Annotated in this window: 21 protein-coding genes; 8 read left to right on the top strand and 13 right to left on the bottom strand. The window is 68.8% G+C overall.

What is annotated here, in order from left to right; genetic code table 11:
- Window positions 1-264: 264 nt before the first annotated feature.
- From VD964_RS07605 to VD964_RS07575, 7 genes are all read right to left on the bottom strand, one after another.
- On the bottom strand, window positions 265-1,302 hold the full coding sequence (locus VD964_RS07605) for an ABC transporter substrate-binding protein (protein ID WP_324867179.1): 1,038 nt from the start codon (window positions 1,300-1,302) through the stop codon (window positions 265-267).
- Between the two features lie 49 nt (window positions 1,303-1,351).
- A complete protein-coding gene (locus tag VD964_RS07600; RefSeq protein WP_324867177.1) occupies window positions 1,352-2,179 on the bottom strand; it encodes an ABC transporter permease in 828 nt (275 codons plus the stop codon).
- Complete coding sequence (locus VD964_RS07595) at window positions 2,172-2,945, bottom strand: ABC transporter ATP-binding protein (protein WP_310114915.1); 774 nt, start codon at window positions 2,943-2,945, stop codon at window positions 2,172-2,174. Before VD964_RS07595 ends, VD964_RS07600 begins: the two co-directional genes overlap by 8 nt.
- A 176-nt stretch (window positions 2,946-3,121) precedes the next feature.
- Window positions 3,122-3,454, bottom strand: coding sequence for a hypothetical protein (locus tag VD964_RS07590; protein ID WP_324867173.1), 333 nt, complete (start codon window positions 3,452-3,454; stop codon window positions 3,122-3,124).
- Between the two features lie 73 nt (window positions 3,455-3,527).
- Window positions 3,528-4,688, bottom strand: coding sequence for an ABC transporter permease (locus tag VD964_RS07585; protein WP_324867171.1), 1,161 nt, complete (start codon window positions 4,686-4,688; stop codon window positions 3,528-3,530).
- Complete coding sequence (locus VD964_RS07580) at window positions 4,685-5,563, bottom strand: ABC transporter permease (protein WP_324867169.1); 879 nt, start codon at window positions 5,561-5,563, stop codon at window positions 4,685-4,687. The genes VD964_RS07585 and VD964_RS07580 overlap by 4 nt, the downstream gene beginning before the upstream one ends.
- Window positions 5,556-6,407, bottom strand: a complete 852-nt coding sequence (locus tag VD964_RS07575) for an ABC transporter ATP-binding protein (protein WP_414637106.1) — start codon at window positions 6,405-6,407, stop codon at window positions 5,556-5,558. The genes VD964_RS07580 and VD964_RS07575 overlap by 8 nt, the downstream gene beginning before the upstream one ends.
- Window positions 6,408-6,994: 587 nt before the next feature.
- Here VD964_RS07575 and VD964_RS07570 point away from each other — a divergent pair.
- On the top strand, window positions 6,995-7,624 hold the full coding sequence (locus VD964_RS07570) for a hypothetical protein (protein ID WP_324867167.1): 630 nt from the start codon (window positions 6,995-6,997) through the stop codon (window positions 7,622-7,624).
- A gap of 34 nt (window positions 7,625-7,658) precedes the next feature.
- On the opposite strand, the gene VD964_RS07565 is transcribed toward VD964_RS07570, so the two are convergent.
- Complete coding sequence (locus tag VD964_RS07565; protein WP_324867165.1) at window positions 7,659-7,922, bottom strand: DUF3126 family protein; 264 nt, start codon at window positions 7,920-7,922, stop codon at window positions 7,659-7,661.
- A gap of 305 nt (window positions 7,923-8,227) precedes the next feature.
- On the opposite strand from VD964_RS07565, the gene VD964_RS07560 reads away from it, so the two are divergent.
- Window positions 8,228-9,925, top strand: a complete 1,698-nt coding sequence (locus tag VD964_RS07560) for a caspase family protein (RefSeq protein ID WP_324867189.1) — start codon at window positions 8,228-8,230, stop codon at window positions 9,923-9,925.
- A 23-nt stretch (window positions 9,926-9,948) separates the two neighbouring features.
- On the opposite strand, the gene VD964_RS07555 is transcribed toward VD964_RS07560, so the two are convergent.
- Entirely contained in the window at window positions 9,949-12,408 is a 2,460-nt protein-coding gene (locus tag VD964_RS07555) for an ankyrin repeat domain-containing protein (protein WP_324867163.1), read from the bottom strand.
- A gap of 218 nt (window positions 12,409-12,626) precedes the next feature.
- Between VD964_RS07555 and VD964_RS07550 the strand changes: the two genes are divergently transcribed.
- The 4 genes from VD964_RS07550 (at window position 12,627) to VD964_RS07535 (ending at window position 16,152) form a co-directional block, all read left to right on the top strand.
- Window positions 12,627-13,529 (top strand): ROK family protein, encoded by a 903-nt coding sequence (locus VD964_RS07550; protein WP_324867161.1) that lies wholly within the window; start codon window positions 12,627-12,629, stop codon window positions 13,527-13,529.
- A 107-nt stretch (window positions 13,530-13,636) separates the two neighbouring features.
- Window positions 13,637-13,960, top strand: a complete 324-nt coding sequence (locus tag VD964_RS07545) for a hypothetical protein (protein ID WP_324867159.1) — start codon at window positions 13,637-13,639, stop codon at window positions 13,958-13,960.
- A 963-nt stretch (window positions 13,961-14,923) separates the two neighbouring features.
- Complete coding sequence (otsB, locus tag VD964_RS07540; RefSeq protein WP_324867157.1) at window positions 14,924-15,712, top strand: trehalose-phosphatase; 789 nt, start codon at window positions 14,924-14,926, stop codon at window positions 15,710-15,712.
- 203 nt (window positions 15,713-15,915) lie between these two features.
- Entirely contained in the window at window positions 15,916-16,152 is a 237-nt protein-coding gene (locus VD964_RS07535; RefSeq protein WP_324867155.1) for a hypothetical protein, read from the top strand.
- A gap of 2 nt (window positions 16,153-16,154) precedes the next feature.
- Here the strand turns inward: VD964_RS07535 and VD964_RS07530 are convergent, their stop codons facing one another.
- A complete protein-coding gene (locus VD964_RS07530) occupies window positions 16,155-16,481 on the bottom strand; it encodes a peptidoglycan-binding domain-containing protein (protein WP_324867153.1) in 327 nt (108 codons plus the stop codon).
- A 142-nt stretch (window positions 16,482-16,623) separates the two neighbouring features.
- Window positions 16,624-17,755, bottom strand: a protein-coding gene (gene prfB, locus VD964_RS07525; RefSeq protein WP_324867151.1) for a peptide chain release factor 2 whose coding sequence is annotated in 2 segments (ribosomal slippage) — window positions 16,624-17,685 and window positions 17,687-17,755 — 1,131 coding nt in all. Because the reading frame shifts where the segments join, the coding sequence is not laid out codon by codon here.
- Between the two features lie 347 nt (window positions 17,756-18,102).
- Between prfB and VD964_RS07520 the strand changes: the two genes are divergently transcribed.
- Window positions 18,103-19,539, top strand: a complete 1,437-nt coding sequence (locus VD964_RS07520) for an MBOAT family O-acyltransferase (protein WP_324867149.1) — start codon at window positions 18,103-18,105, stop codon at window positions 19,537-19,539.
- Window positions 19,540-19,560: 21 nt separating this feature from the next.
- The gene (locus VD964_RS07515) at window positions 19,561-20,664 is read left to right on the top strand and encodes a hypothetical protein (RefSeq protein WP_324867148.1); all 1,104 of its coding nucleotides are present in this window, start codon (window positions 19,561-19,563) and stop codon (window positions 20,662-20,664) included.
- Window positions 20,665-20,704: 40 nt separating this feature from the next.
- On the opposite strand, the gene VD964_RS07510 is transcribed toward VD964_RS07515, so the two are convergent.
- Window positions 20,705-23,239 (bottom strand): penicillin-binding protein 1A, encoded by a 2,535-nt coding sequence (locus VD964_RS07510; RefSeq protein WP_324867146.1) that lies wholly within the window; start codon window positions 23,237-23,239, stop codon window positions 20,705-20,707.
- Between the two features lie 239 nt (window positions 23,240-23,478).
- Window positions 23,479-25,044 carry an N-acetylmuramoyl-L-alanine amidase gene (locus tag VD964_RS07505; RefSeq protein WP_324867145.1) on the bottom strand — a complete coding sequence of 522 codons (1,566 nt, stop codon included), beginning with the start codon at window positions 25,042-25,044 and terminating at the stop codon, window positions 23,479-23,481.
- Window positions 25,045-25,094: the final 50 nt, after the last annotated feature.

The following is a 25,094-nucleotide window of genomic DNA, read 5'->3' as shown; positions in this document are numbered from 1 at the left end:
GTCCCATGGCTCACCCACGGTTGTGGCCTGAGGGGCGTCGGGCGCCGTCCGCCTCGCGCCGGGTCCGGTGGCCACCGGACCCGGCGCTATCCAAGTTCCATCACGAAACAGGGACCCATTCCAGATACAAGGGGGATGCACAGCGTGACGCTGATTGCAGGGCCAGTACGTCACGCCTCTTGAAGATCCTCGTTTCGCTTCCCCCTCACCCAACCCTCTCCCCGGGGGGAGAGGGCTTGATCCGGCAGGAAAGGCAATCCGCCCTCACTGCCCGGCGACGCTGAGATCCATCACCGATTTCGGATCCAGCGCCTTGTCGACCTGTCCCTCGGACTGCCAGAACTTCACCTGGTTGACGATGTCGTCCACCAGAAGGCGGGCCTGCGGGTCGACATAGGGCAGGCCGGCGGCGACGATGTCCGGCTTCTGCTTGGTGGCGTCGGCGATGATGCCCAGCAGCTCGTCATAGCCGGGGCCCTTCACCAGAGCGCCCGAGGCGTCCTTGCCATTGAATGCGGCGTGGTATTCGGCCAGCGCCGTCTTGTAGGCGCGCATGAACCTCTCCACCAGTGGACGACGGTCCTTCATCGTCTTCGGCGACGTGAACAGGGCGCCCAGCTGCCAGGGCGTCTCGTCGCCGACCCAGCCCAGGATCTTGCCGGCGCCGTCGGCCACCAGCTGCCGCGACACGGTGGACGGCGCGATGACGGCATCGACCTGCCCGCCCTTGAAGGCGGCGACCATCTTCGGCACGTCCTGCAGCGGTACCATCGTCACGTCCTTGACCGTGAAGCCGTGCTTCTGCGCCAGCAGTCCGATCATGTAGTGGAAGGTCGAGCCCACCGTGGTGATGGCGATCCGCTTGCCCTTCAGGTCGGCCGGCGCCTTCAACCCGGCGTCATAGGCGGCGTTGGTCGCCACATAGGCGCTGAGGGGGAAGCCCGGTTCGTCGCGGCTCTGCGCCGCGATGATGGTGACGGCACCCTTGGAGGCGAGATTGTAGAAGCCGGCGGTCAGGCCGGTCACCCCGAAATCTGCATCGCCCGAGGTCACCGCGACCGGCACCTGCTGGGCCGAGGTGAACATCTTCAGTTCGACGTCCAGCCCTTCCTTTTCGAAATAGCCCTTCGCCTTGGCGATGAAGATCGGCCCGGAGGAGGACAGCGCCAGCACGCCGACCGTCGCCTTCTCCAGCGGCTGCGCCAGCGCGGCGGACATCAGGGTGCCGGCGGCGAAAGCCGCGCCGGCAGTGGCGATCAGGGCGCGCCGGGTGAGGCGGGCCACGGTCATGGCGGCGGTCATGGACGGAAATCCTCCCGATGGATGGTTCAGTTTCTTGGGAAAAAACCGGTCAACGCCAGTTCAGCAGGCGCCGTTCAAGCTGCGACAGCACGGTGCCGATGGCGAGTCCCAGCAGCGACAGGACCAGCACGCCGGCCAGCAGCGTGTCGGTCTGCATCAGGTTGCCGGCCATCAGCACGAAGGCGCCGATGCCGTATTCCGCCCCGATCATCTCCGCCGCCACCACCAGGATCAGCGCGATGGACGCGGTGATGCGGAAGCCGGCCAGAATGCCCGGCAAGGCACCCGGCAGAACGATGGAGCGCAGAATGGAGCGCCAGGGCAGGCCGAAGCTCTGCGCCATGCGGATCAGGTTGCGCGGCACGGAATCGATGGCGCTGTAGGTGGCGATGACGGTGGGGAAGAAGACGCCGAAGCCGATGGTGGCGAATTTCGACGGCTCGCCGATGCCGAACCACAGGATGAACAGCGGCAGAAGCGCGATCTTGGGGATCGGGAAGAAGGCCGACACCAGCGGCACCCCCACCGCGCGGGCGGTGGAGAAAATGCCCATGGCGAAGCCGACCAGCATGCCGCCCGCCGTGCCCAGCACCCAGCCGACGGCGATGCGCGCCAGCGACGCCTTCAGGTTCAGCCACAGCGAGCCGTCCGTCACCATGCCGGACAGCGCGCGGCCAACTGCGCTCGGTGGCGGCAGGAACAGCGGGCTGGCAAGGCCGAGGCGGCTCGCCCCCTCCCAAATCGCGATCAGCAGGGCGAAGGCGGCCAGCGCCGCCCAGGGATGGCGTTTTACGGTAAAACCGCCGCCGCGGAAGCGGACGGGCTGGCCCAGGGATGGGGCCGTCGAAACTGCGGTCGGGTTCAGGCTGTCAGGCACGGGCGATCTCCCGGTCGGCCATCTGGGCTTCGGCCTTCATCAGGTGCCACAGGCGGTCGCGCACTTCGGCCAGATGGGCTTGGGCCGACGGTTCCTGCCGACGTTCCCGCGGCTCCTCGATGGTGACCAGTTCGCGGATGCGGCCGGGGCGGCGGCTCAGCACGCAGACACGGTCGGCCAGCCGCAGCGCCTCGTCCAGATTGTGGGTGACATAGAGGGCGGTGGTCTTCTCCCGCCGCCACAATTCCAGGAAATCATCCATCAGAAGCTCGCGCGTCTGGGCGTCCAGCGCCGACAGCGGCTCGTCCAGCAACAACATCGCCGGGCGCACCGCCAGCGCGCGGGCGATGCCGACCCGCTGGCGCATGCCGCCGGACAGCTGCTTGGGCAGGGCCTTGCGGAACTCCGACAGCCCCATGCGGCGCAGGCCGCTGTCGATGCGCTCGCGCCGCTCGGCGGTGGAGAGCGGGTGATGCTCCAGCACCAGGGCGATGTTGTCCTCCACCGTGCGCCAGGGCAGCAGGGCGAAGTCCTGGAAGATGAAGGTGATGGGGTTCAGGCAGCCGTCCGGCACCTCCCCCTCCACCCGGATGCTGCCGGAGGTCGGGGCGACGATGCCGCCGGCGATGCCGAGCAGGGTCGATTTTCCGCAGCCGCTGGGGCCGATCACGGCCAGGATTTCACCCTCCGCCAGAGTCAGGTCGATGCCGTCCAGGACGGTCAGATCGTCATAACGGTGGGTCAGATCGGAAACGAGAAGCCTCATCGCGCCCTTTTATGCCTGCACCTTTGTCGGCGGGATCCGACTGTTCGTTGGGCCTGCCACTATAGCGCGGCGTTCCGGCGGCGGAGAGGGGAAAGGCACCCCGCATTCCTGCCATACGGCAGTATGGTAGTGGCCGGAAGGCGTCAAGGCGCTGTCGGCTTCGCGACAGTGATTCGTCAGGCGATCCCGCTGACCGGCCCGCCGCTCGCCGGCAGGTCCAGCACCCGCAACGCCGCGGCACAGCGGCCGACCGCGGCTTCCGCCAACGCATGGCGTTCGCCGAGCCCCGCCTCGTCCACCTCGTCGGGGGTCATCGCCTGCAACAGGACGCGCAAGGTGCGGACATAGGTGCGCAGAAGCGTGGCCTCCTCGGCATGGTCGCCCAGCAGTCCGGCTTGGCCGGCTTTGCGCAACGCAGCCAGTTCGCCGTCCAGCGACGCCGCAGCCATTTCGATTGCCAGAAGCGCCCGCGTCAGGCGGACATGCTTGAGAACGACGATGTCGGCCATGCCCACCTCCCCTGCCGGACGGAATGGCAGGAATTAAGCAATGGCCGTGCCAGCACGGTTGCGCGAGGCGCGCTCAGCGCCCCCGCATCGATGGATGCCAGGCCGTCGTCGCCCGTTCCAGCAACGCCAAGCCGCCATAGAGGCCGGAACCGGTCAGCGCCGCCACCGTGATGGTGGCCCACACGATGTCCAGGTTCATCCGCGCCACCTCGGTGGAGATGCGAAACCCCATGCCGACCACCGGCGTGCCGAAGAACTCAGCCACGATGGCGCCGATCAGCGCCAGGGTGGAATTGATCTTCAAGCCGTTGAACAGGAATGGAAGCGCGTTCGGCAGACGCAGCTTGACCAGCGTCCGGCCATAGCTGGCGCCATAGGAGCGCATCAGGTCGAGCTGGATGCGTTCGGAGTTGCCGAGCCCTGCCAGCGTGTTGATCAGCATCGGGAAAAAGGTCATGACGACGATGACCGCCGCCTTCGACTGCCAGTCGAACCCGAACCACATGACCATGATCGGCGCGATGCCGACCACCGGAATGGCACTGGCGAGATTGCCGAGCGGCAGAAGCCCACGGGCAAGAAATGGCACGCGGTCGGCAAGGATTGCCACCAGGAACCCGGCGCCGCAGCCCATCACATAGCCGCGCAGGACGGAGGTCAGCACGGTCTGGCGGAAATCGTCCCACAGCACCGGCGCATGGACGGCCAGCGCCGCGGCGATGCGGCTTGGCGGCGGCAGCAGGATCGCCGGCACTTGGAAGCCGCGGACCAGCACCTCCCAACCCACCAGCAGGCCGAGCCCGAACAGGCCGGGCACGACCACCGAACGTGTCCAGCCCGGCACCCCGGCCAGCACCCCCATCACCCGCCACAAGAGCAGCGTCGCCGCGATCAGGAACAGCCACAGCCCCCAGCCGGCAGACAGGTCCATCCCCTCGTTCAGCAGATGCAGCGGCAGCAGCCACGCCAGCGCCACGCCGGCCAACTCCACCCAGGCGCCCCAGACCCGCTTCGGCGCGGACCGGCCGGCGACGACCGCCAGCACCACCCCGATCAGGAACAAGGGCGCCAGCGTCCCGCCCGTCATCCCGCCGAACCAGCCGACAGAAGAACCGCCCAGCGCGCCCACCGGCAGTGCCAATGCGGCCAGTGTCACTACGGCTATGGCGACCAGCCCCCAGTCCGCAGCCGTGCGCAGGCTGGTGCGGTAGGAATTCGCCGCAAGACCGCTCATCGCGCACCCGCCCGGCCCAGCAGGACCAGCTCCAGCCCGCGCACGACGGCGATCAGCGCCACCGACAGCAGCGAGGCCATGATCAGCGCCGCCCAGATTTGCACGGTCTGGCCGTAATAGGATCCCGACAGCAGCCGTGCCCCCAATCCGGCCTGCCCGCCAGTGGGAAGCTCGCCCACAATGGCGCCGACCACGCTGATGGCGACCGACACCTTGAGGCTGGCGAACAGGAACGGCATGGAAGCCGGCAGCCGCAACGACCAGAAGGCGCGCATCCCGCTGGCCGAATAGGTCCGCATCAGGTCGAGCCACAGCGGATCGGCCGACCGCAGCCCCTTCACCATGCCGACCGTGATCGGGAAGAAGCACAAGTACATGCAGATCACCGCCTTCGGCAGCAGCCCGGTCAGCCCGATGTTGCCGAGGATGACGACGATCATCGGCGCGATGGCCAGGATCGGGATGGTCTGCGATGCGATCACCCAGGGCAGCAGGCTGGCCTCCAGCGTGCGGGTATAGACGATGCCAGCAGCCAGCAGGATGCCCAGCAGCAGCCCCATCGCCAGCCCGGTCAGCGCCGCTTCCGCCGTCACCCAGGTGTGGAACAGCAGGTTGCGCGGGCTGGTCGGCGCGTAGCCGGTCAGGGAGTTCCACAACTCCGCCACCACCTGACCGGGGGTGGGCAGAATCGGGCGCTTCATTGCATAAGCCTGGGCCAGCACGTCTTTGAAATCGGCGGGGCCAAAGCCGGTGGGCTTGCCGGCGCGGGCCAGCGTCTCCGCCGCCTGCGGCCAATTCAGCCACGCCGCCCCGATGTACCACGCCGCCAGCAGGAGCAGCGTCATCACCGTCACGGGAAGCACGCGGCTAATCATCGTAGCTGTGCCCTTCCTTCAGCCCCTCGCGGACGCGGTGGGCGATGGCGGCGAATTCCGGCGACTCGCGGATGTCCAGCGTGCGCTCGCGCGGCAGGGTGTTGCAGTCGATGACGTCCAGGATGCGCCCCGGCCGTGGACTCATCACCACGATGCGGGTGGACAGGAACACCGCCTCGGCGATCGAATGGGTGACGAAGACGCAGGTCTTGCCGGTCGCCCGCCACAGCTGGGTCAGGTGCAGGTTCAGATGGTCCCGCGTGATCTCGTCCAGCGCGCCGAACGGCTCGTCCATCAGCAGCAGGTCGGGCTGCAGGGCCAGAGCGCGGGCGATGGAGACGCGCTGCTGCATGCCGCCGGACAACTGCCAGGGAAACTTGCGCTCGAAGCCGACCAAGCCGACGCGCTCCAACTGTTCACGGGCGCGCTGCTGCCGGTCGGCCTTGGACAGTCCCATGATTTCCAGCGGCAGCATCACGTTGCGCTCCACCGTGCGCCACGGGTACAGCGCCGGGGCCTGAAAGACATAACCGTAGAGCCGTTTCAGCCGCGCCTGCTCCGGCGTCATGCCTTCGATGGCGATATGGCCGGAGGTCGGCCGCTCCAGATCGGCGATCACGCGCAGCAGCGTGGTCTTGCCGCAGCCGCTGGGACCGATCAGCGAGACGAAATCACCCCGGGCGATGGTCAGGTCGACCTCGCTCAATGCCGTGACCGGCTTGTCCGCGGTGGGGTAGACCAGCGAAAGCTTGCGCGCCTCCACCACCACAGGCGGGACGGACTGTGCCGAGCCTTGCCGGAGAGCGGTCGTCTCCCTGACATCGAGCGGATTTGGGGAGGTCACGGGCGACGGTCCTTCGCGGCAGGTCAGGCGCGGCAGGTCAGGCTGAGCGGGTCGGTCTGAAAACGCCTGCGTGAACGCTACCACCGCCCCGGTTGCAGCACCAGGGGCGCAGATCCAAGCGCAGCTGGGGCGGCAATGCCCAGAAACAACTAGGCGGCAATTTCTCCAAGGATCCGCAATTGGCATGCGGATGCACGCCTTGTAATCTCGCGCCACCGGACGCGCGCCATGCGTGGCCGGCAACCGAGAGGAGGTGACGCGAGTGAGAAAATTCCTGAAGTGGCTTGGCCGCTTCTGGTTCAAGCTGAAGTTCGAGTTCGAAGCGGGCTTCAACACGGACCAGGATCGGTAAGGCCACACGTGGCGGGGCCGGGAAACCGGTCCCGTCATTCAGGAAAGCGGCTCGCGTCACCTCCTGCCCCCGAGAGTACCATGGCTCCCGCCATTTTCAAGGCGGCGAGCGGCAACCCCGCCCCTGGCACGCAGCGCGGGTATGCGGCCGATTCGGGCAACACCCGAAAGAACTGGACGGCCAACATGCGGCCGGAACAGGATCACGCCCCCGCCCCTGCTCCGATCCCGCCGACATGCCAGCCGCCAAGCCACCGCCCAGTCTGGAGATCACCCGCGAAGACGGTGCGGCCGGCGCCGTCTTCGTGGCGAGGCCGGTGCTGACGCCGGTGATCCGCACCCGCTATCTGCTGATCGCCGGGCTGCTGGCGACGGGCTTCGTCGCCGGGGCCGGGCTGGCGCCGGAACAGTTGTCCGACATGCTGCAGTGGCTGGCCGTGTTCTGTGCGGTGCCGGTACTGCTGTTGTGGGTGGTGACGCTGACGGAGACGGTACAGCGCCGGGCCGTGCGGCTGGGCGTGACGGCGCGCGGATTGACGGTGGACGGCGCCCGCATTCATCCGCATGAGACGATCCGGGATCTGGCGCTCTACCCGATGGTCGGCGGCAAGCCGCTGTTCGTCGCCTGGATCGATCCGGCCCACGATTACGGACACAAGGCGGAATTGAAGCTGGTCGCCGGCGACGTGGCGCCCAACGACGCGGTGAAGGCGGAGCTGAAGGCCGCGGGCAGCCGCAACGTGCGGCTGGTCATGCATCGGCGCGGCGGGCACAAGGCGATCGTGCTGGTGCGCGGGCTGACCTTGTCGGGCGGGCAGACCCTGCTGGCCGCCCTGGCGGCGGAGCTTCGCGCTCACAGCCGCTAGGGCGTCAGGAGAAGGTCGGGGAAGAGGCCGGCGATCAGCGGCGCGGGATGGCCGGAGGCTCCGGCAGATCCTCTTCCAGGATGACGACGTTCAGGGCGTAGGAGACCTCGCCCTCGTCCTCGTCACGGTTCAGCGTGCCGAAAAACTCGCCATCCACCGTCACCTCGGCCGACTGGCCGGCCTTGGCCGGCGGCTCGATCACGATCTTCTGATTGCCCAGCGTCTTGCGCAGGTACATCTGCACGCGGGCGATTTCGGTGTCGGACATCCGAACGGCGGACGGCTTTGCGGGCGGCATGGCGAACCTCGTTGTCTGCGAAGGAGCGTCATATAGGCGGCTTCGCCGCGAAGGGAAAGCGATACCTCGCGCCTTCGGCGAGCTTGTTCGGCGAGTTGGGCCGGGACCCGCAACGCTGCCGAGGCGCAGGCCCCTTGTCCGCGCGGGGTAATGCCGCCACCGCTTCACGACCCGAAAGAGCGGGGCCCCGGAGCAGCGGAAAAGGCTATGCTCCCGGCGGCGGTACGCAGCCCGGCGGGCGGCGGCACGAATGGTCGCGCCCTGCGGGAGGCCGCCGCGAAGACGGAGGACGGAACGCCTTGACCATGATTGCCCGGCCGCGTAGCGCCGCATTCCCCACCACCCGGCCATGGAGACGGACCCTTGCGGGGACTGTTCTCACCGCGGCGCTGCTGGCTGCCCTGCCCTTCGGCGCGGCCGCGGCCGACAGCGGAAAGCGGGTGGCGCTGGTCATCGACAACGGACGCTACAGCGGGCTCGACAGCCGGTCGGAACAGGCCGCCGCCAATGCGGGGGCGATGGTGTCCGCACTGCGCAAGGCCGGCTTTGCGGTGACCCGGGCCGACAATGTCGGGCGGGTGGCGATGGAGTCGGCGCTGGAGCGATTCCGCGAGGCATTGTCCGGCGCCGACCTGGGCTTCGTCTACTACACCGGCCTCGCCGTCGGGCTTGGGGAACGGGAGTATCTGCTGCCCGCGGACGCCGCGCCCTCGGGGGCGGAGGATTTGCCGCGCACGGCGCTGGACCTCGACACGGTGCTGGGCGACCTGCGGGACAGCGGGCGCAAGGCGGTGGTGGTGATCGATCCGGGCACGGCCGACGCGCTGGCCCAGCGGGTCGGCGGCGGCGCGCTGGGAACGCCGATGGAAGCGGACGGCCTGTTCGTCGTCTATGCCCACCGTCCCGGAGTGCCGCCGGTGCCGCCGCAATCGGCCAAGGGGCCGGCTCCCTTCACCGCCGCACTGGCGCGCGAGATGACCAAGCCCGGCGTCACCTTCCGCGATTCGCTGGCCGAGGTGGCGCGCTCCGTCGCCGAACGCAGCGAAGGGCGCCAGCTGCCCTGGCTGCAGGACCGGCTGGGCACCACGCTGGTCCTGGTGCCGGCCGTCGCCGCAGCGCCGAAACCGCCGGCCGCCCCATCGCCCGACGTGCCGCCCCAGGACCAGCCCACCCAGACGAAGAAAGAGCCGCCCCCAAAGGAGCCGCCGCCGGCGGTGACCAGCCCCAGCCTGCCGCCGGGCGAGTATGAGGTGGCCAAGTCCGGCGTGCTGTTCGACCGTCCGGCGGTGGGTGCCCGCGGCATTGCGCAGCTGCCGGCCGGCACCGTGGTGACGGTGCTGGAGGCGGTGCCGGAAGGCAGCTGGCTGCGCGTGCGGGATTCGGCCGGGCGGAACGGCTACGTCACCGCCGGGACCCTCGCCGCCCGCTGGGCCGACCCGTCGCCGCTGGCCGCCCGTTCCCGCGGGACCGTGGAGGCCGGCCCCTCCTTCGGCGATCCGGCCGCCGAGCCGCCGGCCACCGGCAGTTCCGATCCGATCCGGACGGAAGAGCCGCGCAGCTTCCCCACGCCACCGCCGGGCACCGCATCCACGGAGCCCGACGGCCCGGCCGTTGCGGCGCAGCAGCAGGCGATGCGCGCGCTTGGCGATGCCCGCACCGCGGCGGAGCGGGCGCGCAGCCGGCCCGACAGCCGCTATTGGAGCTATGGTTTCTCGGCCGGCGACCGTTATGAAGGCACCTGGGTGCAGCCTTCATCGGGCTCGGGCCTGGGGCGGCCGATCCGCCAGGGTGCGGGCGTCTACCGCTTCGCCAACGGGCAAACCTATGAGGGCGAATGGTCAGGCGACCTGATGTCCGGCTATGGCGTGATGACCTTCACCGACGGCAGCCGTTTCGCCGGGCGTTTCAGCAACGGCCAGCCGGATGGGCCGGGCGTATTCCATTACGGCAATGGCGGACAGAGCGCCGGGATGTGGCGCGGCTCCGTCCGCCTCGACCAGTGACCGTCTTGTCCGAGCGCGGCTGATCAGCGCGGCTTGAGAGCCTCCACCACCTGGACATGCCCCTGCAGCGCGCCCAGGGTCAGGGCGGAGTTGCCGTTGGCATCCATGCGGTACGGGTTGGCGCCGTGGTCGAGCAGCAGCTTGGCCACTGCCTCGTGCCCGTTGTTGGCGGCATACATCAGCGCCGACCAGCCATAGGCGGTGGTGCGGTCCACCATCACCCCGCGCTGGATCAGCGTCCGCGCCACCTCCTGGTGGCCGCGGGCGGCGGCGGCCATCAGCGCCGTCTTGCCGTCGCTGTTGGTGGTGTCGAGGTCCGCCCCGCCGTCGGCCAGCGCCCGGACGACCGCGTCATGGCCGCCCCAGGCGGCATACATCACGGCCGTGGCCCCATCGGAGGTGCGCAGGTCGCTGCGGGCGCGCCGGTCCAGCAGAACGCGCACCGCGTCGGTCAGTCCCTGTTCGGCCGCGACCATCAGCAGGGTCTTGCCGCTGTCGAGCCGGCTGTCGGGGCTGGCGCCGCCCTGCAGCGTGCGCGACAGCTCCGCCGGGTTGCGCAGCAGGGCCAGCACCGATTCGCGATCCTGCAGGCCCGGTGTCGCCCTCACCGGCACGGCCGTGCTTCCACCCGCCGTTCCGGAACCGCCCATGGCCGGACCGGTATAGGCGCGCTGCTCGCTCGCCGCGCGGATCCGTTCCGCGAGGTCCGGACTGTTGGGCGAAAGCATCTGCGCCCGCTCATAGAAGCGCTTGGTTTCCGACCAGTCGCCGTCACGTTCGGCCAGCATCGCCCAGCGGCGATAGGTGTCCTCCATGGTGGCCAGCAGTTCGGTCGCCTCCGGCGCCGCCGGCGCGATCTGGCGGATGCGCTGCACCGTCTCATAGGCGTTGTCGCCGGGTGGCGTGGTCAGGCGCTTGCCGGCGATCTGGCGGCGGGCCTGATCGACCATCATGCGTACGCGCTGCGCGATCTCCGCATCCGGGACGGCCGACTGCGGCACCTGTGGAATCGGCGTGGCGGAAGGCTCCTCCAGCGGCGGCAGCGAGGCGGCACCCGGCGCCGCTTCCGCATTGCCTGCGGCCGGCGCTGCCGGGGCAGCAGCGACGGGTGCGGCGGCCGGCGCCTGCGATTGGACCGGCGGCAAGGCTGCCGTCTGCACCGGAGCGGTTTGAGTGGGAGCGGGGGGCGAAGGCTGGGCTGTGGCCTGCTTCGTCACGGTCAGTGTGCCGGCCGGCGACGGCGCGGCCGGGAGCGCGGCATTGCTTTGCCCGGGCTGGACGCCGAGCGCCACGGGCGGCTGGGCGGCGGGCGGCGGCGCGGAGGGTGCAACCGGCGGCAGATCGGTCGCGGCATGCTGACCGCTGGCGGACGGAACATCGTTGCCGATCAGCCCCTGCACCGTACGGTCCACCGCATCGCGCGCCCGGCCCCATCCCTCTTCGATCAGCGCCAGAGCGCGGTCGGGGGAGGCGCCGGGCACGGCGGTGGCGATGGCCGCACCGGCGGCACCCAGCAGCACCAGCGTGGTCAGTGCCGCACCGGCATAAAGCCCGGTCCGGCGCGGCGCCCGCATGGCCCCGATGGGCATGGCGTCCGCCGGCATGGCACCGGCCTGCATTCCCCTTGCGGCCATTGCGTCGGGACCGCGGTCGCTCCAGTCATGCTCTCCCGATTTGCCGTCTCCCGCCCAGCCGTCCCTCGGCCAGTCGTTGGCCGGCGTGGCGGCGGGCTGGGCTGGGGCCTGCTGCGGGGCCTGCTGCGGACCGCGACGATCCACCCAGGCCGGATCGGCCTCCTGCACCTGGGGCGGAACGGCCAGCATCGGCGCCGGACGCGGCGCAGCCTGCACGGCGGACATCGACGGCAACTCGTCGGGAAAACCGCCGCCCGGCGCCATCCGGTAGATCACGCCCATGTCGCGCAGCTCATCGGCCAGCCCGGCGCGCGCCAACGTCCCTTCCAACTCCGGCGTGCCGCAGAGAAGAACCTGAAGGAAACGGCCGGCCGGCGTCTCGGCCCGCGTCAGGTCGACCAGATCGGCCAGCACCGGCGGGGCGAGCACGGTGGCGTTGTCGACCGCCAGCAAGCCGGACCCGGCCAGTTCCAGCCGGTCCTCCAATGCGGCGATCAGCGCGTCGAAATCGCCCTCGCCATCCTCGCCCGGCGCCAGATCGGGCAGCGCCCCGGCACCGGCGGCAGCGACCAGATCCTCCACTTCGGCACCGACCGAGGCCGTGACCGGCAGCGCCATGGCGCCATCGGCCTCCACATGCTCCACCAGCTGCCGGAACAGGGCGGGACGGCCCGACCCCGCATCGCCGACCAGCACCAGAAGCCTCTTGCGGGCCAGGAAGGCCAATACCAGTCCATCACGGATTTCGGCAGCCGATGCCGCGGCACCGGCGGAATCGTGAACGGGATCGTGGTGGCCCGGAGCGGCGCGCCGGGCGCGCGAAGTGTGTTTCGGGGCAGAACGGTCCATGGACATCTCAAGACGCCGATCAGTGAAGGAAGCGCTTGTGTGACTCTAGTGATGCGCCCCCCAAGCCCCGACAGAGCAAAGGGCGGTAGCCCCCTCTCTTCCGGGGTGGGTGGACTGACCCTTCCGGCACGAACGCGCCGCTGGTCCGCCGGACGGGGGAGCGGTATAGGGTTGCCCCCGAAATCCTCGATTGAATCTCCATCTGGACGGCGACAGGCATGCGAGTCGGAATCGATTTGGGCGGCACCAAGATCGCGGCCGTGGCGCTCGGCGCGGACGGCGCGGAACTGGCCCGCCACCGCCGCCCCACCCCCCGCGATTACGACGCCACGCTGGACGCCCTGGCGGAGACGGTGGCGGCGCTCGACCCGTTCGGCACCGGCGGCGTCGGCATCAGCCTGCCCGGCATCGTCGATCCCCCCGCCGGCATGGTGCGCGCGGTGAACCTGCCCTGGCTCGCCGGCCGTCCCTTCGCCGAGGACGTGGCGCGGCGGATCGGCCGCCCGGTGCGGATCGCCAACGACGCCAACTGCTTCACCCTGTCGGAGGCGACAGACGGCGCCGCGGTCGGGTCGGCGGTGGTGTTCGGGGTCATCCTGGGCACCGGCGTCGGCGGCGGCATCGTGGTGGACGGACGCATCCTGCCGGGGGCCAACGGGCTGGCCGGCGAATGGGGCCATGCCCCCCTGCCCTGGCGCGAGGAAGCCGACGGTCCGCCGGTGCCCTGCGGCTGCGGCAAGACCGGATGCCTGGAGACCGTGCTGTGCGGAGCCGGGCTGTCACGCCTGCACCGGCATCTGACCGGGGGCGACGGCACCAGCAATGCGGCGGACCCGCAGGAGATCGCCGCCCGCGCCCTGGCAGGTGATCCGGCCGCAACCGCGACGCTGACACGCCATGCCGATGCGCTGGCCCGCGCGCTGGCCCCGGTTCTGAACCTGCTGGACCCCGACATGGTGGTGGTCGGCGGCGGCCTGTCCGCCTTGCCCGGCCTGTGCGAATCGGTGACGCGGCGCTGGGGGACCTGGGCATTGGCGGCCGCGCCGAAGACCCGGATGGCCGTAGCCCGTCATGGCGGGGAAAGCGGCATGCGCGGCGCTGCCCGCCTGTGGCCGGAATAAGTCTGACCATTTTACGGGGCCATTTTTGCGAGATCGGCCGCAACCAGCGGTCACGCAGTGGCACGGGACTTGCGCATTCTCCGTTCAGACCGAACGGGGATACGCCCATGATGCGGAAGAAATTGGGGACGCGGGCCACGGGGAACGGCGTCCATTTGCATTTTGCAAACCGGAACGCGACGCGGGCCGGAAAACCGGCGGCGCGTTTGCATTTTGCAAATGATCCCGGTGTTGGCCAGGGCACCAGCCGCCACCTGGAACATGCCTGCGCCAGCTTGCAGGACGCAGCGGTGGAGTTGGAGGCGGTGCTTGCCACGCTGCCCGGCGACGAGCAGGCCGATCTGCATGAGGCCATCGGCTCGATCATGGAGACGCTGCAACTGATCGCCTCTGCCCATTCCCGGCTGGAGCCGCCCATCGCCGCCGACTGAGACGGCGGCCGGGTTTGGACTGTTTTCTGACACACGAAAAAAGGCGGCCCGCCGGGACCGCCCTTTTTCGCTTGCTGACTTTTCGGCTGCTGACGTTTCGATTGGCGACTGTTCGCCCGCCGAGCGGCTCAGCCGGTCGCGTCGAAGCCGACTCAGTCGGAGATGGTCTGCCAGAAGAAGAAGGCGACGGCGAGGACCATGATGGCGATGTCCATGGGAACGGCTCCTGTGGATTGCGGCGGATGGGCGTGTCGTCGGATTCTATACGACAGTTCGCGACGCGGGTGCAGTGCTTCCGTACGCCTGCGGCGGTTTTTCACCCCCGTACCGCAGCAAAGACGGCAGCCGACAGAAAAAAGCGGGGAAAATTCTCAGCCTCGGCAACGTCCTGCGGTGCCGCTTCGGCCCCTCTCCCAACCCTGCGCGCCATTGGACGCCGGCGCCTGCATCATCGCATGCACGGATGCCACATTCTGCAATGCATTGTATTCAAATGATTTTCTGGCGCCCAGCGATGTCCTGCACCATGCTGCGGCGGGATGCAGGGGTTCACCCTAAGCGTCAAAAACGCCCATGAGCCCCACCATTCGCCGGTCGATTTCCCAAGCAAATCGCAGCGCTATGACTTTTGTCAGGGGTTGCCTTACCAGGGGGCTTTCTGGCAAGAAAAAGGCCGCTGAGTACAGCGGCCTTGAGTTTAGGGAGGAAACGCCCAAGAAGGGCGAAGCAGCAATCGCTTGCTGCACTGCAACACTATCAGAACCCGGGGGCACCGCAACCCCCAAAGCCGGCCCCTGCGTGGGGCCGAAGCTTTTAGAGGGGCCTGTTGCAGATCGGCCACATTCAGCCGGTCCTTTTGCCGGAGCACAAGCCACCCATCGTTTCCGGCCGTTACCACAGCAGTGGCGCGCCGGCCCCCGGTCAGCCGCCGCATCTCTCAGGCAGCGGCGCGAGGTTTGTCCCTTGACCCACTTCCCACCTTCCGCGTTCTCGGAATTCGACGCCTTCACCGCGGCGGTCGGCGACCGCACCCCTGCCCTGTTCCTCGACTACGACGGCACGCTCGCCGCCATCGCGCCCCGGCCGGAACTGGCGTTGATGCCGGAAGAGGCGCGCGCAGTGGTGCGGCGGCTGTCGGCCCTGTGCCCGGTCGCCTTCGTCAGCGGCCGCGACCTGGACGATCTGGCGGCGATGGTGGCGCTGGACAATCTGGTCTATGCGGGCAGCCATGGTTTCGACCTGCGCGGACCGGACCTGCGCCGGCAGGTCGGCGTCGAGTATGTCCCCGACCTCGACGCCGCCGAACGGAGTCTGCACGACCGTCTGGGCGGGATCGCCGGTGCGCTGGTGGAGCGCAAGCGCTTCGCCATCGCCATCCACACCCGTCAGGTCGCTCCGCCCGAAAAGCCCGTGGTGGCGGACACCGTCCGCGCGGTGGCACAGGAGCATGCGCGGCTGCGCGTGACCGGCGGCAAGGAGCTGTTCGAGCTTCGCCCCAACCTTCCCTGGGACAAGGGCCGCGCGGTCCTTGCCCTGCTGGAGACGCTGGGGTTGGAGGGGGACGGCACAGTACCGATCTATCTCGGCGACGACGAGACCGACGAGGACGCCTTCCGCGCGCTGTCAGGGCGTGGGATCGGCATCCGGGTGATGGAAAGCCCAGCGGAGACGGCGGCAACCTGGAGCCTGCATGATCCGGCGGAGGCGGCGGCCTTTCTCGGGCGGCTGGCGGACTGGCTGGCGGAGGGGTGAGGTCGCTTCGGCGGCTGCCCCCTCCCCAACCCTCCCCCTCTTCGAGGGAGAGGGTGCCTTGTGCAAAGCGGCGGCAGTCCCCTCTCCCACCGAAGGTGGGGGAGGGTTAGGGAGGGGGCATTCGCTGGCCGACACCACCCCATTCACCAACCCTAAACCCCCGCCGCCCTATCCTGACCGCTCAACCAGCCGGACAGCCTGCCATGGATATCGGATCGGCCACCTCCGCCACGCCCTACCGGCCGCAGGCCAGTGCGCTCGACGGCCTGCAGGACGCTCAGGCCCGCACTGAAATGGCGTCGGCGGAGATCGCAGCGGGCAACCTCGACCCGGCGGTGGTCCTCGACCTGACCTCCGCCCAGGTGGATTTCGCCGCGAACGCAAAGGTTCTGCAGGCGACGCAGGAGAACAGCCGGCGGCTGCTCGACATGCTGGCCTAAGGTCAGCGAGGCTTGTTCGGGCCGTAGATCTTCGGCTGGCTGAAGTTCAGGTGATCGAGCAGGCCCTGGGTGGCGCAGCCGTCCACCGGCAGCTTCGCCGCACGCTGATAGGCGCGAATTGCGGAGCGGGTGCGCGATCCCATCTTGCCGTCCACCGTTCCGGCGTTGAAACCGTGCTCGTTCAGTGCCTCCTGCGCGCCGGAAATGAAGGCCAGACGCATCTCGTCCGGCAGATTGTCCGTTTCGCAGGCGGCAAAGGCCGGGGTCGCCAGCAGCAGGGTGCCGCACAACATGGCGCTGCCGAGCGCCGGGAGAAGACGTCTGTTCATGGATCGGGTGCTCCTGATCGTTGGAGTGGCTGCCTGTTGAAACAGCCGAGCCTAGCCTTCCATTCCAGATCGGCAATTCCGAAAAGGCGCCGAATCGAAAAGGGCGGCCGCAAGCGGCCGCCCTTTCCCATGGTCCGACCGGTCAGCCGCCTGCGGCGTGCGCGTCGTCGCTCTGCCCCTTGATCCGGGAGGCGAGCGCCGCCTCCAGGAAGGGATCGAGCGCACCGTCCAGCACCGCCTGGCTCTGCGAGGTCTCCACGTCGGTCCGCAGATCCTTCACCATCTGGTAGGGATGCAGGACATAGGAGCGGATCTGGTGGCCCCAGCCGATGTCGGTCTTGGTGGCTTCCAGCGCGGCCGCCGCATCTTCGCGGATCTTCAATTCCCGCTCGTACAGGCGGGCACGCAGCATGTCCCACGCCTTGGCGCGGTTCTTGTGCTGCGACCGTTCCTGCTGACAGCTCACCACGATGTTCGTCGGGATGTGCGTGATGCGCACCGCCGAGTCGGTCTTGTTGATGTGCTGGCCGCCGGCGCCCGATGCGCGGTAGGTGTCGATGCGGCAGTCCTTCTCGTTGATCTCGATGTCGATCTTGTCGTCGATCACCGGAGACACCGAAACGGCGGCGAAGCTGGTCTGGCGCCGCGCCTGGCTGTCGAACGGGCTGATGCGCACCAGACGGTGCACGCCGGCCTCGGTCTTCAGCCAGCCATAAGCGTTGTGACCCTTGATCTGCACGGTGGCGGACTTGATCCCGGCCTCTTCACCCGGCGTCTCGTCCAGCCATTCGGCCTTGTAGCCGTGCTGCTCCGCCCAGCGGGTGTACATGCGCATCAGCATCAGCGCCCAGTCCTGGGCCTCCGTGCCGCCGGCGCCGGCATTCACCTCGACGAAGCAGTCGTTGGCATCGGCCTCGCCCGACAGCAGGCTTTCGATCTGCAGCTTGTTGGCGCGGTCGCGCAGGCCGTAGAGCTGTGCCTCCGCATCGGCGACGACGGTGGCGTCCCCCTCCGCCTCGCCCATCTCGATCAGTTCCAGGCTGTCGGACAGGTCGCGCTCCAGCGACCGGTAGCCGGAAACCGAGGCATCCAGCTGGGTGCGCTCGCGCATGATGGTCTGGGCCCGCGAGGGATCGTCCCAAAGCTTGGGGTCCTCGGCGAGGTTGTTCAGTTCGTCGAGACGTCGCAGTGCGTTGTCCCAGTCAAAGATGCCTCCTCAGCAGCGCCAGCGATTCTCTGATCTCGCCGGCGGCCGCTTCGATCTCGGCCCGCATGGCGGTGCCTCCTCGTCAGCCAGAGTTGAAGGGTTTGTCGGCTGCATATGTAGCGGCTCGCTCCCCGGCTTGCACCCCCTTAATGACTGCGAAGCAGGCGGGGATAGTCCCAACCGGGCTCCGCCATCGGCGAGGGCTTGCCACTTTCGTGTATGGCCCAGTCCCGGCTTGGCGGTCCTAGCCGTTTGGAATCATCCGCCCGGCTCATTTCAGAGTACGTCCCATATCCGGGGGCACAACCCTACCGCGGCGGCGGGAAATCCCCGAAATCGTGGTTATCTTCGGCTCCGAACTTCGCCTTTCTTGCGCGGTTGCGCAGACGCGCGAGCATCTCTGCCGGGGGCACGATGAGCTTCACCAGCCTGAACTTCCTGCTGTTCATCACCGTGTTCAGCGCCGGTTTCATGGCGCTGGCGCGCACGCGCGCCTTCACGCCCTTCCTGCTGGTGGCCAGTTACATCTTCTACGGCTATTGGGATTACCGGTTCTGCGCGCTGCTGGCGCTCAGCACCTTCATCGACTTCTACTGCGGTTTGAAGATCGCCGACTCGCCCGACCGCCAGACCAAGAAGCTGTACCTGTTCATTAGCCTGGGCGCCAACCTGGGCATGCTGTTCTTCTTCAAATACTACAACTTCTTCGCCGACAGCGCGGAGATCGCGCTCGCATCACTGGGCATCGACGTCGGACGGCGGACGCTCGATATCCTGCTTCCGGTCGGCATTTCCTTCTACACCTTCCAGAATCTCAGCTACGGCATCGACCTCTACACCGGCGAGGTGAAGCAGCCGGAACGGTCGCTGGTGCGCTACGCCACCTTCGTCGCCTTCTTCCCGCAGCTGGTGGCCGGCCCGATCGTCCGGGCGCGCGACCTGCTGCCGCAAATCCAGCAGCGCCCGCGCGACATCCCGTTCGAGGAGCGCTTCGCCGGCCTGGAGAAGGTGATCTGGGGCTATTTCCTGAAGATCGGGCTGGCCGACAACGCCGCCGTGGTCGTCGATGCACGATTCCACCAGCCGGAGTTCTTCAACGCGCTCCAGCATGTGATCGGGCTGGTCTGTTTCTCGCTGCAGATCTACGGCGACTTCGCCGGCTATTCGCTGATCGCCATCGGGCTGGCGCAGATCTTCGGCTACACCATGTGCCAGAACTTCGCCCGGCCCTATTTCGCCACCGGCATGCGCGATTTCTGGCGGCGCTGGCACATCTCGCTGTCCACCTGGTTCCGCGACTACGTCTATGTGCCGATGGGCGGCAGCCGGACGCGCTGGCTGCGCATCCGCAACGTCGTCATCACCATGCTGATCTCCGGCCTGTGGCATGGCGCCAACTGGACCTTCGTCCTGTGGGGGGCTCTGCATGGCGGGCTGATGCTGGTGGAGGACGGCGTGCGCCGGCTGGCCGCCGTCAGCCCGGTGCGCCTCAGCGGCCCGATGCTGGCCGCCGGGCGGCTGGTGATGATCGGGCTCGTCTTCATCGTGGTGACCCTGACTTGGCTGCCCTTCCGCGCCGACAGCCTGCAGACGGTCTGGACCATCCTGGGCATCATCACCCACGGCGATTTCGGGCTGCAGCAAGGCAACCTCCAGGCCAGCTCGCTGCTGCGCGTCGCCGTTGCCGGCCTGATCGTGCTGATGGTCGATGCGCTGATCGAACGCGGCGCGGGTCGCCGCTATGCCGGGACCAACGTGGTGGCGCGGTCGATGGCCTGCTCCGCCCTGATCCTGGTGATGCTGCTGTTCGGCAGCTTCGCCAACCATGCCTTCATTTACTTCCAGTTCTAAAGACCGGACGGAGATCCTCCCATGTACCGCCTTCTGGCTTGCATCGCGTTGATCCTCGCCACCGTCACGGCGATGGACCGGGTCCTGGCTTCGGCGCTGGGCGACCTGCTTCTGCGCTCCAGCGACCGCTTCATGGCGATCTACCGTCCGGTCGAGCCGGAAGACGTGCCGGCCGCCAAGCCCGACAGGCAACCGGCCGGACGCACGGACGAGACGCCGGGCGCCCTGATGGTCAAGGCGGCCCTCGCCTCCGCCCCCGGTCAGGCCGCCCGCCCCACCCGCGGGCCGGCGGACGTGCTGGTGCTGGGCAACTCGCGGGCGGACAACCACTTCCCGGTCTCCACCCTGCAGGACATGACCTGCGGCCGGGCGCTGAACCTGGGCATGGGCGGGGCGCCGACCGTGCTGTCGGCCCTGCTGTGGGAGGATTACGTCGAGCGGCACGGCGCCCCGCGCCTGCTGGTCCTGGAGCCGACCGGTCTGGTCGACAACCCGCACGACCTCGCCGACCTGCCGCTGCTGGCCTACTACTCGCCGCGCATCGACGCCTTCGTCCGGCAGGAAAACCGGGAACTGTGGATGGCCAACCACGCCTTCAACCTGATGACCTTCAACAACAACCAGACCATGCGGCTGATCGCCGGCCTGCTGAAGCCCGCCGCCGACCGCACGCTAGTCGGCGCCATCCCCGAACCGATGAAGGCCCAGCTCGCCGCCGCACCGGAAGAGATGATGACCGCCGCCGACGCCAACTGGCAGGCGATGGACCGCATCATCCGCAGCGCCCAGTCGCAAGGCACCCGGGTGGCGGTGGTCATCACCCCTTATTTCCCGACCTATGCCGGCAAGCTGAAGAATTTCGACGCCTTCTTCGCCGAGATGAGGAGCCGCCTGCCGTCCGGCGTGACCGTGATCGACGCCCGTCGCGCGGTGGACAAGGACGAGCTGTTCATGGACGCCCTGCATGTCAACGAGGACGGCGTGCGCGCCATGTTCGCGGCACTGGAACCAGAATTGCGCCCGCTCGGCAGCTGTCCGGTGGACGCCATCGCCTCGCTGACGGCGGCGGGCACGGTGGTAGGGACGGCGGCAGGGACGGTGGAGGGAGCAGCCTCCACCCATTGAAGAAGGGGGCGCCCGCAAGGACGCCCCCTTTCATTTTCGCTCAGTAAAGCCCGCCGGTCCCCAGCGTCGCCGCCGGCGGCGGCGCCTGGACGCCCGGCTGGGCGCCGTCGAAGCCCGCGTTCGGGTCTCCCATCATCGCGCCGGCCCCCTGGACCGAACCGTCCAGCACCAGCTGCGGCTGGTCGGGATTGGGTTCCGTGCCGGGCAGGAAGGCTTCCCAGATGGCGCGGCTGTCGCCGGGCTGGGCCAGCTGGCCGTTGGCCGGGTTCACGCGGACGAGGCGCAGGCCGGGCGGAACGCGGAAGGGCGTCGCCGGCTTGTCCTTCAACGCCACCTGCATGACGTCCTTGAACACCGGCACCGCGGCGGAGCCGCCGGTCTCGCGGCTGCCCAGCGAGCGCGGCTGGTCGAAGCCGATGTAGGTGCCGACCACCAGATCGGGCGAGAAGCCGACGAACCACGCATCGTGGCTGTCGTTGGTGGTGCCGGTCTTGCCGGCCAGCGGCTTGCCCAGCGACTTCAGCGACGCGGCCGTGCCGCGCTGGACCACGCCTTCCAGGATCGAGACGATCTGGTAGGTGGTCCGCGGATCGTTCACCTGCTCGCGGGTGTCGGGCACCGCGGGAACGGTCATGCCGTCCTTCCAGGCTACGTTGGTGCAGCCCTCGCAGGCGCGGTTGTCGTGGCGGAAGACGGTCTTGCCGTTGCGGTCCTGGACGCGGTCGATGAAGGTCGGCACCACCCGCTTGCCGCCATTGTCCAGCATGGCGTAGGCGGTGGCGAGCCGCAGGACCGTGGTTTCGCCGGCGCCCAGCGACATCGGCAGGTAGGGCTGCAGGTTGTCGACGATGCCGAACTTCTCGACCAGGGCCTTGACCTTGTCCATGCCGATCTGCTGGGCGAGGCGGACGGTCATGACGTTGCGCGACTTTTCGATGCCGACGCGCAGCGGGGTCGGGCCGTAGAACTCGTGGCTGTAGTTCTCCGGCCGCCAGACCGGCTGCCCGCCGCCCGGATCGAAGGCGAAGGGCGCATCCATCACCAGCGACGACGGGGTGAAGCCCTGGTTCAGCGCCGTCAGATAGACGAAGGGCTTGAAGGAAGAACCGGGCTGGCGCAGCGCCTGGGTGGCGCGGTTGAACACGCTCATGGCGGGAGAGAAGCCGCCGACCATCGCCAGCACGCGGCCGGTGTGGGGATCGAGCGCAACGAGGCCGCCCTGCACCTGCGGGATCTGGCGCAGGCCGTAGCTGCCCGGCGGCAGTTCCTTTGCGGCCGCCTGGGCGCCCTTCTTGGCCGGCTTCTCGTCCTCTTCCTTCGCCGCCGGGCCGCTGATCGCCTCCACCAGCAGGATATCGCCCAGCTTGGCGACGTCCGACGGCTTGCGGATCGCCGGCCCCACGGCCTCGCCCTCCTTGGCCGCGCGGGCCCAGCGCAGTTCCGACAGCGGGATGCGGCCGCGGCTGCCGTCGGCCACACCGATGTCCAGCCCGTCCGCCTGGTCGTCCTTCAGCACGACGGCGAGCTTCCAGCCGTCAGAGCCCGCGGGCGGCGGCATGGCGGCCAGCTTCTTCGGCCAATTGTCGAAATTCTCCATCTTCGCCACCGGCCCGCGCCAGCCGTGGCGGCGGTCGTAGGCGACCAGCCCGTCGCGTAGCGACTTGGTCGCCGCCGCCTGCAGCTGCGGGTTCATCGAAGCGCGCACCGACAGGCCACCCTCATACAGCGCCTGTTCGCCATAGAGCTTCACCAGCTCACGCCGGATCTCCTCGGCGAAATACTCGGCGGTCACCACCTCCTGCTCGTCGCGCTTGCGGGTCAGCAGCGGCCGGGCCTGGGCAGCCTTCGCCTCGTCCGGCGTGACGTAGCCGTCTTCCGACATGCGGCCGATCACCCAGTTGCGGCGGGCGACGGCGGCATCATGCTGGCGGTCGGGATTGTAGTTGGAGGGCGCCTTCGGCAAGGCCGCCAGGAAGGCGACCTCCTCGATGCTCAGCTCGTCCAGCGCCTTGTTGAAATAGTTCAGCGCCGCCGCCGCCACGCCGTAGGAGCGGTTCCCCAGGAAGATCTCGTTGAGGTACAGCTCCATGATGCGGTCCTTGGTGAAGGCCCGCTCGATGCGGACCGCCAGGATCGCCTCCTTGATCTTGCGGGCGAAGGACACCTCGTTGGTCAGCAGCATGTTCTTGGCGACCTGCTGCGTGATCGTGCTGGCGCCGACCGGGCGGCGGTCGCGGCCGAAATTCTCGATGTTGGTCAGGATCGCGCGCAGGATGCCGAGCGGATCGACGCCCTGATGGGCGTAGAAATTCTTGTCCTCGGCCGCCATGAAGGCGTTGATGACCTGGCGCGGCATGGCGTCGATCGGCACGAAGATGCGGCGTTCCGACGCGAATTCCGCCATCAGCCGCCCGTCGCCCGCATAGATGCGCGTGGTCACCGGCGGCTCGTAGTTGGCCAGCTTGGTGTAGTCGGGCAGGTCCTGGTCGTAGTGGTCCAACAGGAAGACCAACCCCCCGGCACCGGCAAGAGCCAGCATCACGAAGGCCATCAGCAAGGACAGAAGAAGGCGCATGACCGATCCTGCAAGAAACGACGAACGGCGCGGCCGGCACCGTCCCGTTTCCGGGATGCGGAGCGCAAGGCGCGTCTGACTGGGCGGCGCATCCTACACCGCCGCGATGCGAAGTGCCGCCCCCGTTCCCGTCATGTCAGGAAAATGTGACGCGCAGAGGGCGCCCGCGAAAAAGCGCCCGCGCGGAGGGGGTAAGCCGCCCGGCCAAGCCACAGCCCCGCTAGCCCGGCCCGGCAAGCTCAGCTGCGTTGAGCGCCGTGCAGCCAGCGGAAATAGGCGTCGATGGTACGGGCCAGCCCGCGGCCCAGCCGTTCGCGGTGCGCGGCGGAGGACAGCAGCCCGGCATCCTTGCGGTTCGACAGATAGCCCATCTCGACCAGCACCGACGGCACGTCGGGCGCCGTCAGCACGGCGAAGCCGGCCTGCCGGTGCGGCTTGCTGGGGATCAGCGGCACCTCGCGCCCCAGACTCTGCAGGGCCAATGTCGCGAAACGCTTGGAATGGTTCTTCGTATCGCGCTGGGCCAGGTCGATCAGGATGTTGGCGACCAGCTGGTTCTCGCCCGACAGGTCGAGCCCGACCAGCGCGTCGGCCCGGTTCTCCTTGGCGGCCAGCATCTCCGCCTCGCGGTCCGACGCCTTGTCCGACAGGGTGTAGATCGACAGGCCCCGCATGTCGCCGCTGCTGATGCTGTCGGCATGCAGCGAGATGAACAGGTCGGCCCCGGCCTCGCGCCCGATGGCCACGCGGTCGCGCAGGCGGATGAACACGTCGGCGTCGCGGGTCAGCCTGACACGGTAGCGGCCGGTCGCCTCCAGCTGGCGCTTCACCTCCCGGGCGGCGGCGAGCGTGATGTCCTTCTCATAGATGCCGCCGACGCCGACGGCGCCGGGATCCTGGCCGCCATGGCCGGGGTCGAGCACGATCAGCGGCTTTTCCGCCACGGTGGACGGCTTGTTGTCCGGCAGCGGAGGGGCGGACGGCAACGCGGCCGGAATCAGCTGTGCCGGTGGAATCGGCGGCAGCGGCGCGAAGGGCGGCGGGGTTGAGACGAGCCCGCTGGCTGGCGGATCGTCCTGAGGAGATGGCGCCGGAGCAGGAACAGGCATCGGGACGGTCATCGCCGACGCCACGACCGCACCCATCGTCAGCTGACCCTTGCCGGACGCCGTGCCGGACGCCGCGCCCGAGCCCGTCTTGGAACCGGATACCGCCGCGAGCTGGCGGAACTCCGCCACCGTCGTCTTTTCCAGGTCGAGGACAAGGCGCGGCTGACGGCCGTCGCGCGGCGGGATCATGTAGCCTTCCCGCAGCTTGGCCGGACCGACGGTTTCGAAGGTCAGGCGCGTGCCGCGGGAGCCGCCCGCCGCGTGGTAATAGCGCGCGACCACCCCCTTGCCCTCCACCGGCAGCGATCCGCCGGGCCAGACCAGATCGGGCAGGTCGACGATGATGCGGTAGGGGTCGGCGGCCAGCGACACGCTGAAGGAGACAGGGTCGCTCACCTCCAGCACGAAACGGGTCTTGTCGGGATGGATGCCCAGCCGGGCATCGACCACTGCGGTGCGCGGCGGCGGGGACGGCAGCGCCGCCGTGGTCTGGGCGGCGGCGGTCTGGGCGGCGGCGATCTGGGCGGCGGGAAGGCCGGCGAGAAGCACCAGCGCCAGCAGGACCGGCAGCACCGCGCCCAGCGCACGCGCAAACCCCCTCATCACCGCCCCGCGCCCGGCCCCGCACTTGGGATGGGCGGCGGCCGGCAGGCGGTCGGGCATGGCGGCGGTCGGCAGGCTGGGCGGCCGTTGCATCGTGTCTCCCCGGTGGCGGACGGCGGGCGGACGATCAGCTATAGCCTAGC

Source organism: Azospirillum sp. (genome assembly GCF_035628975.1).
In the GTDB taxonomy this organism is placed as follows: Bacteria; Pseudomonadota; Alphaproteobacteria; order Azospirillales; family Azospirillaceae; genus Azospirillum.
Note: the sequence above shows the minus strand (reverse complement) of the source record. Positions and strands in the feature narration are given on the sequence as shown.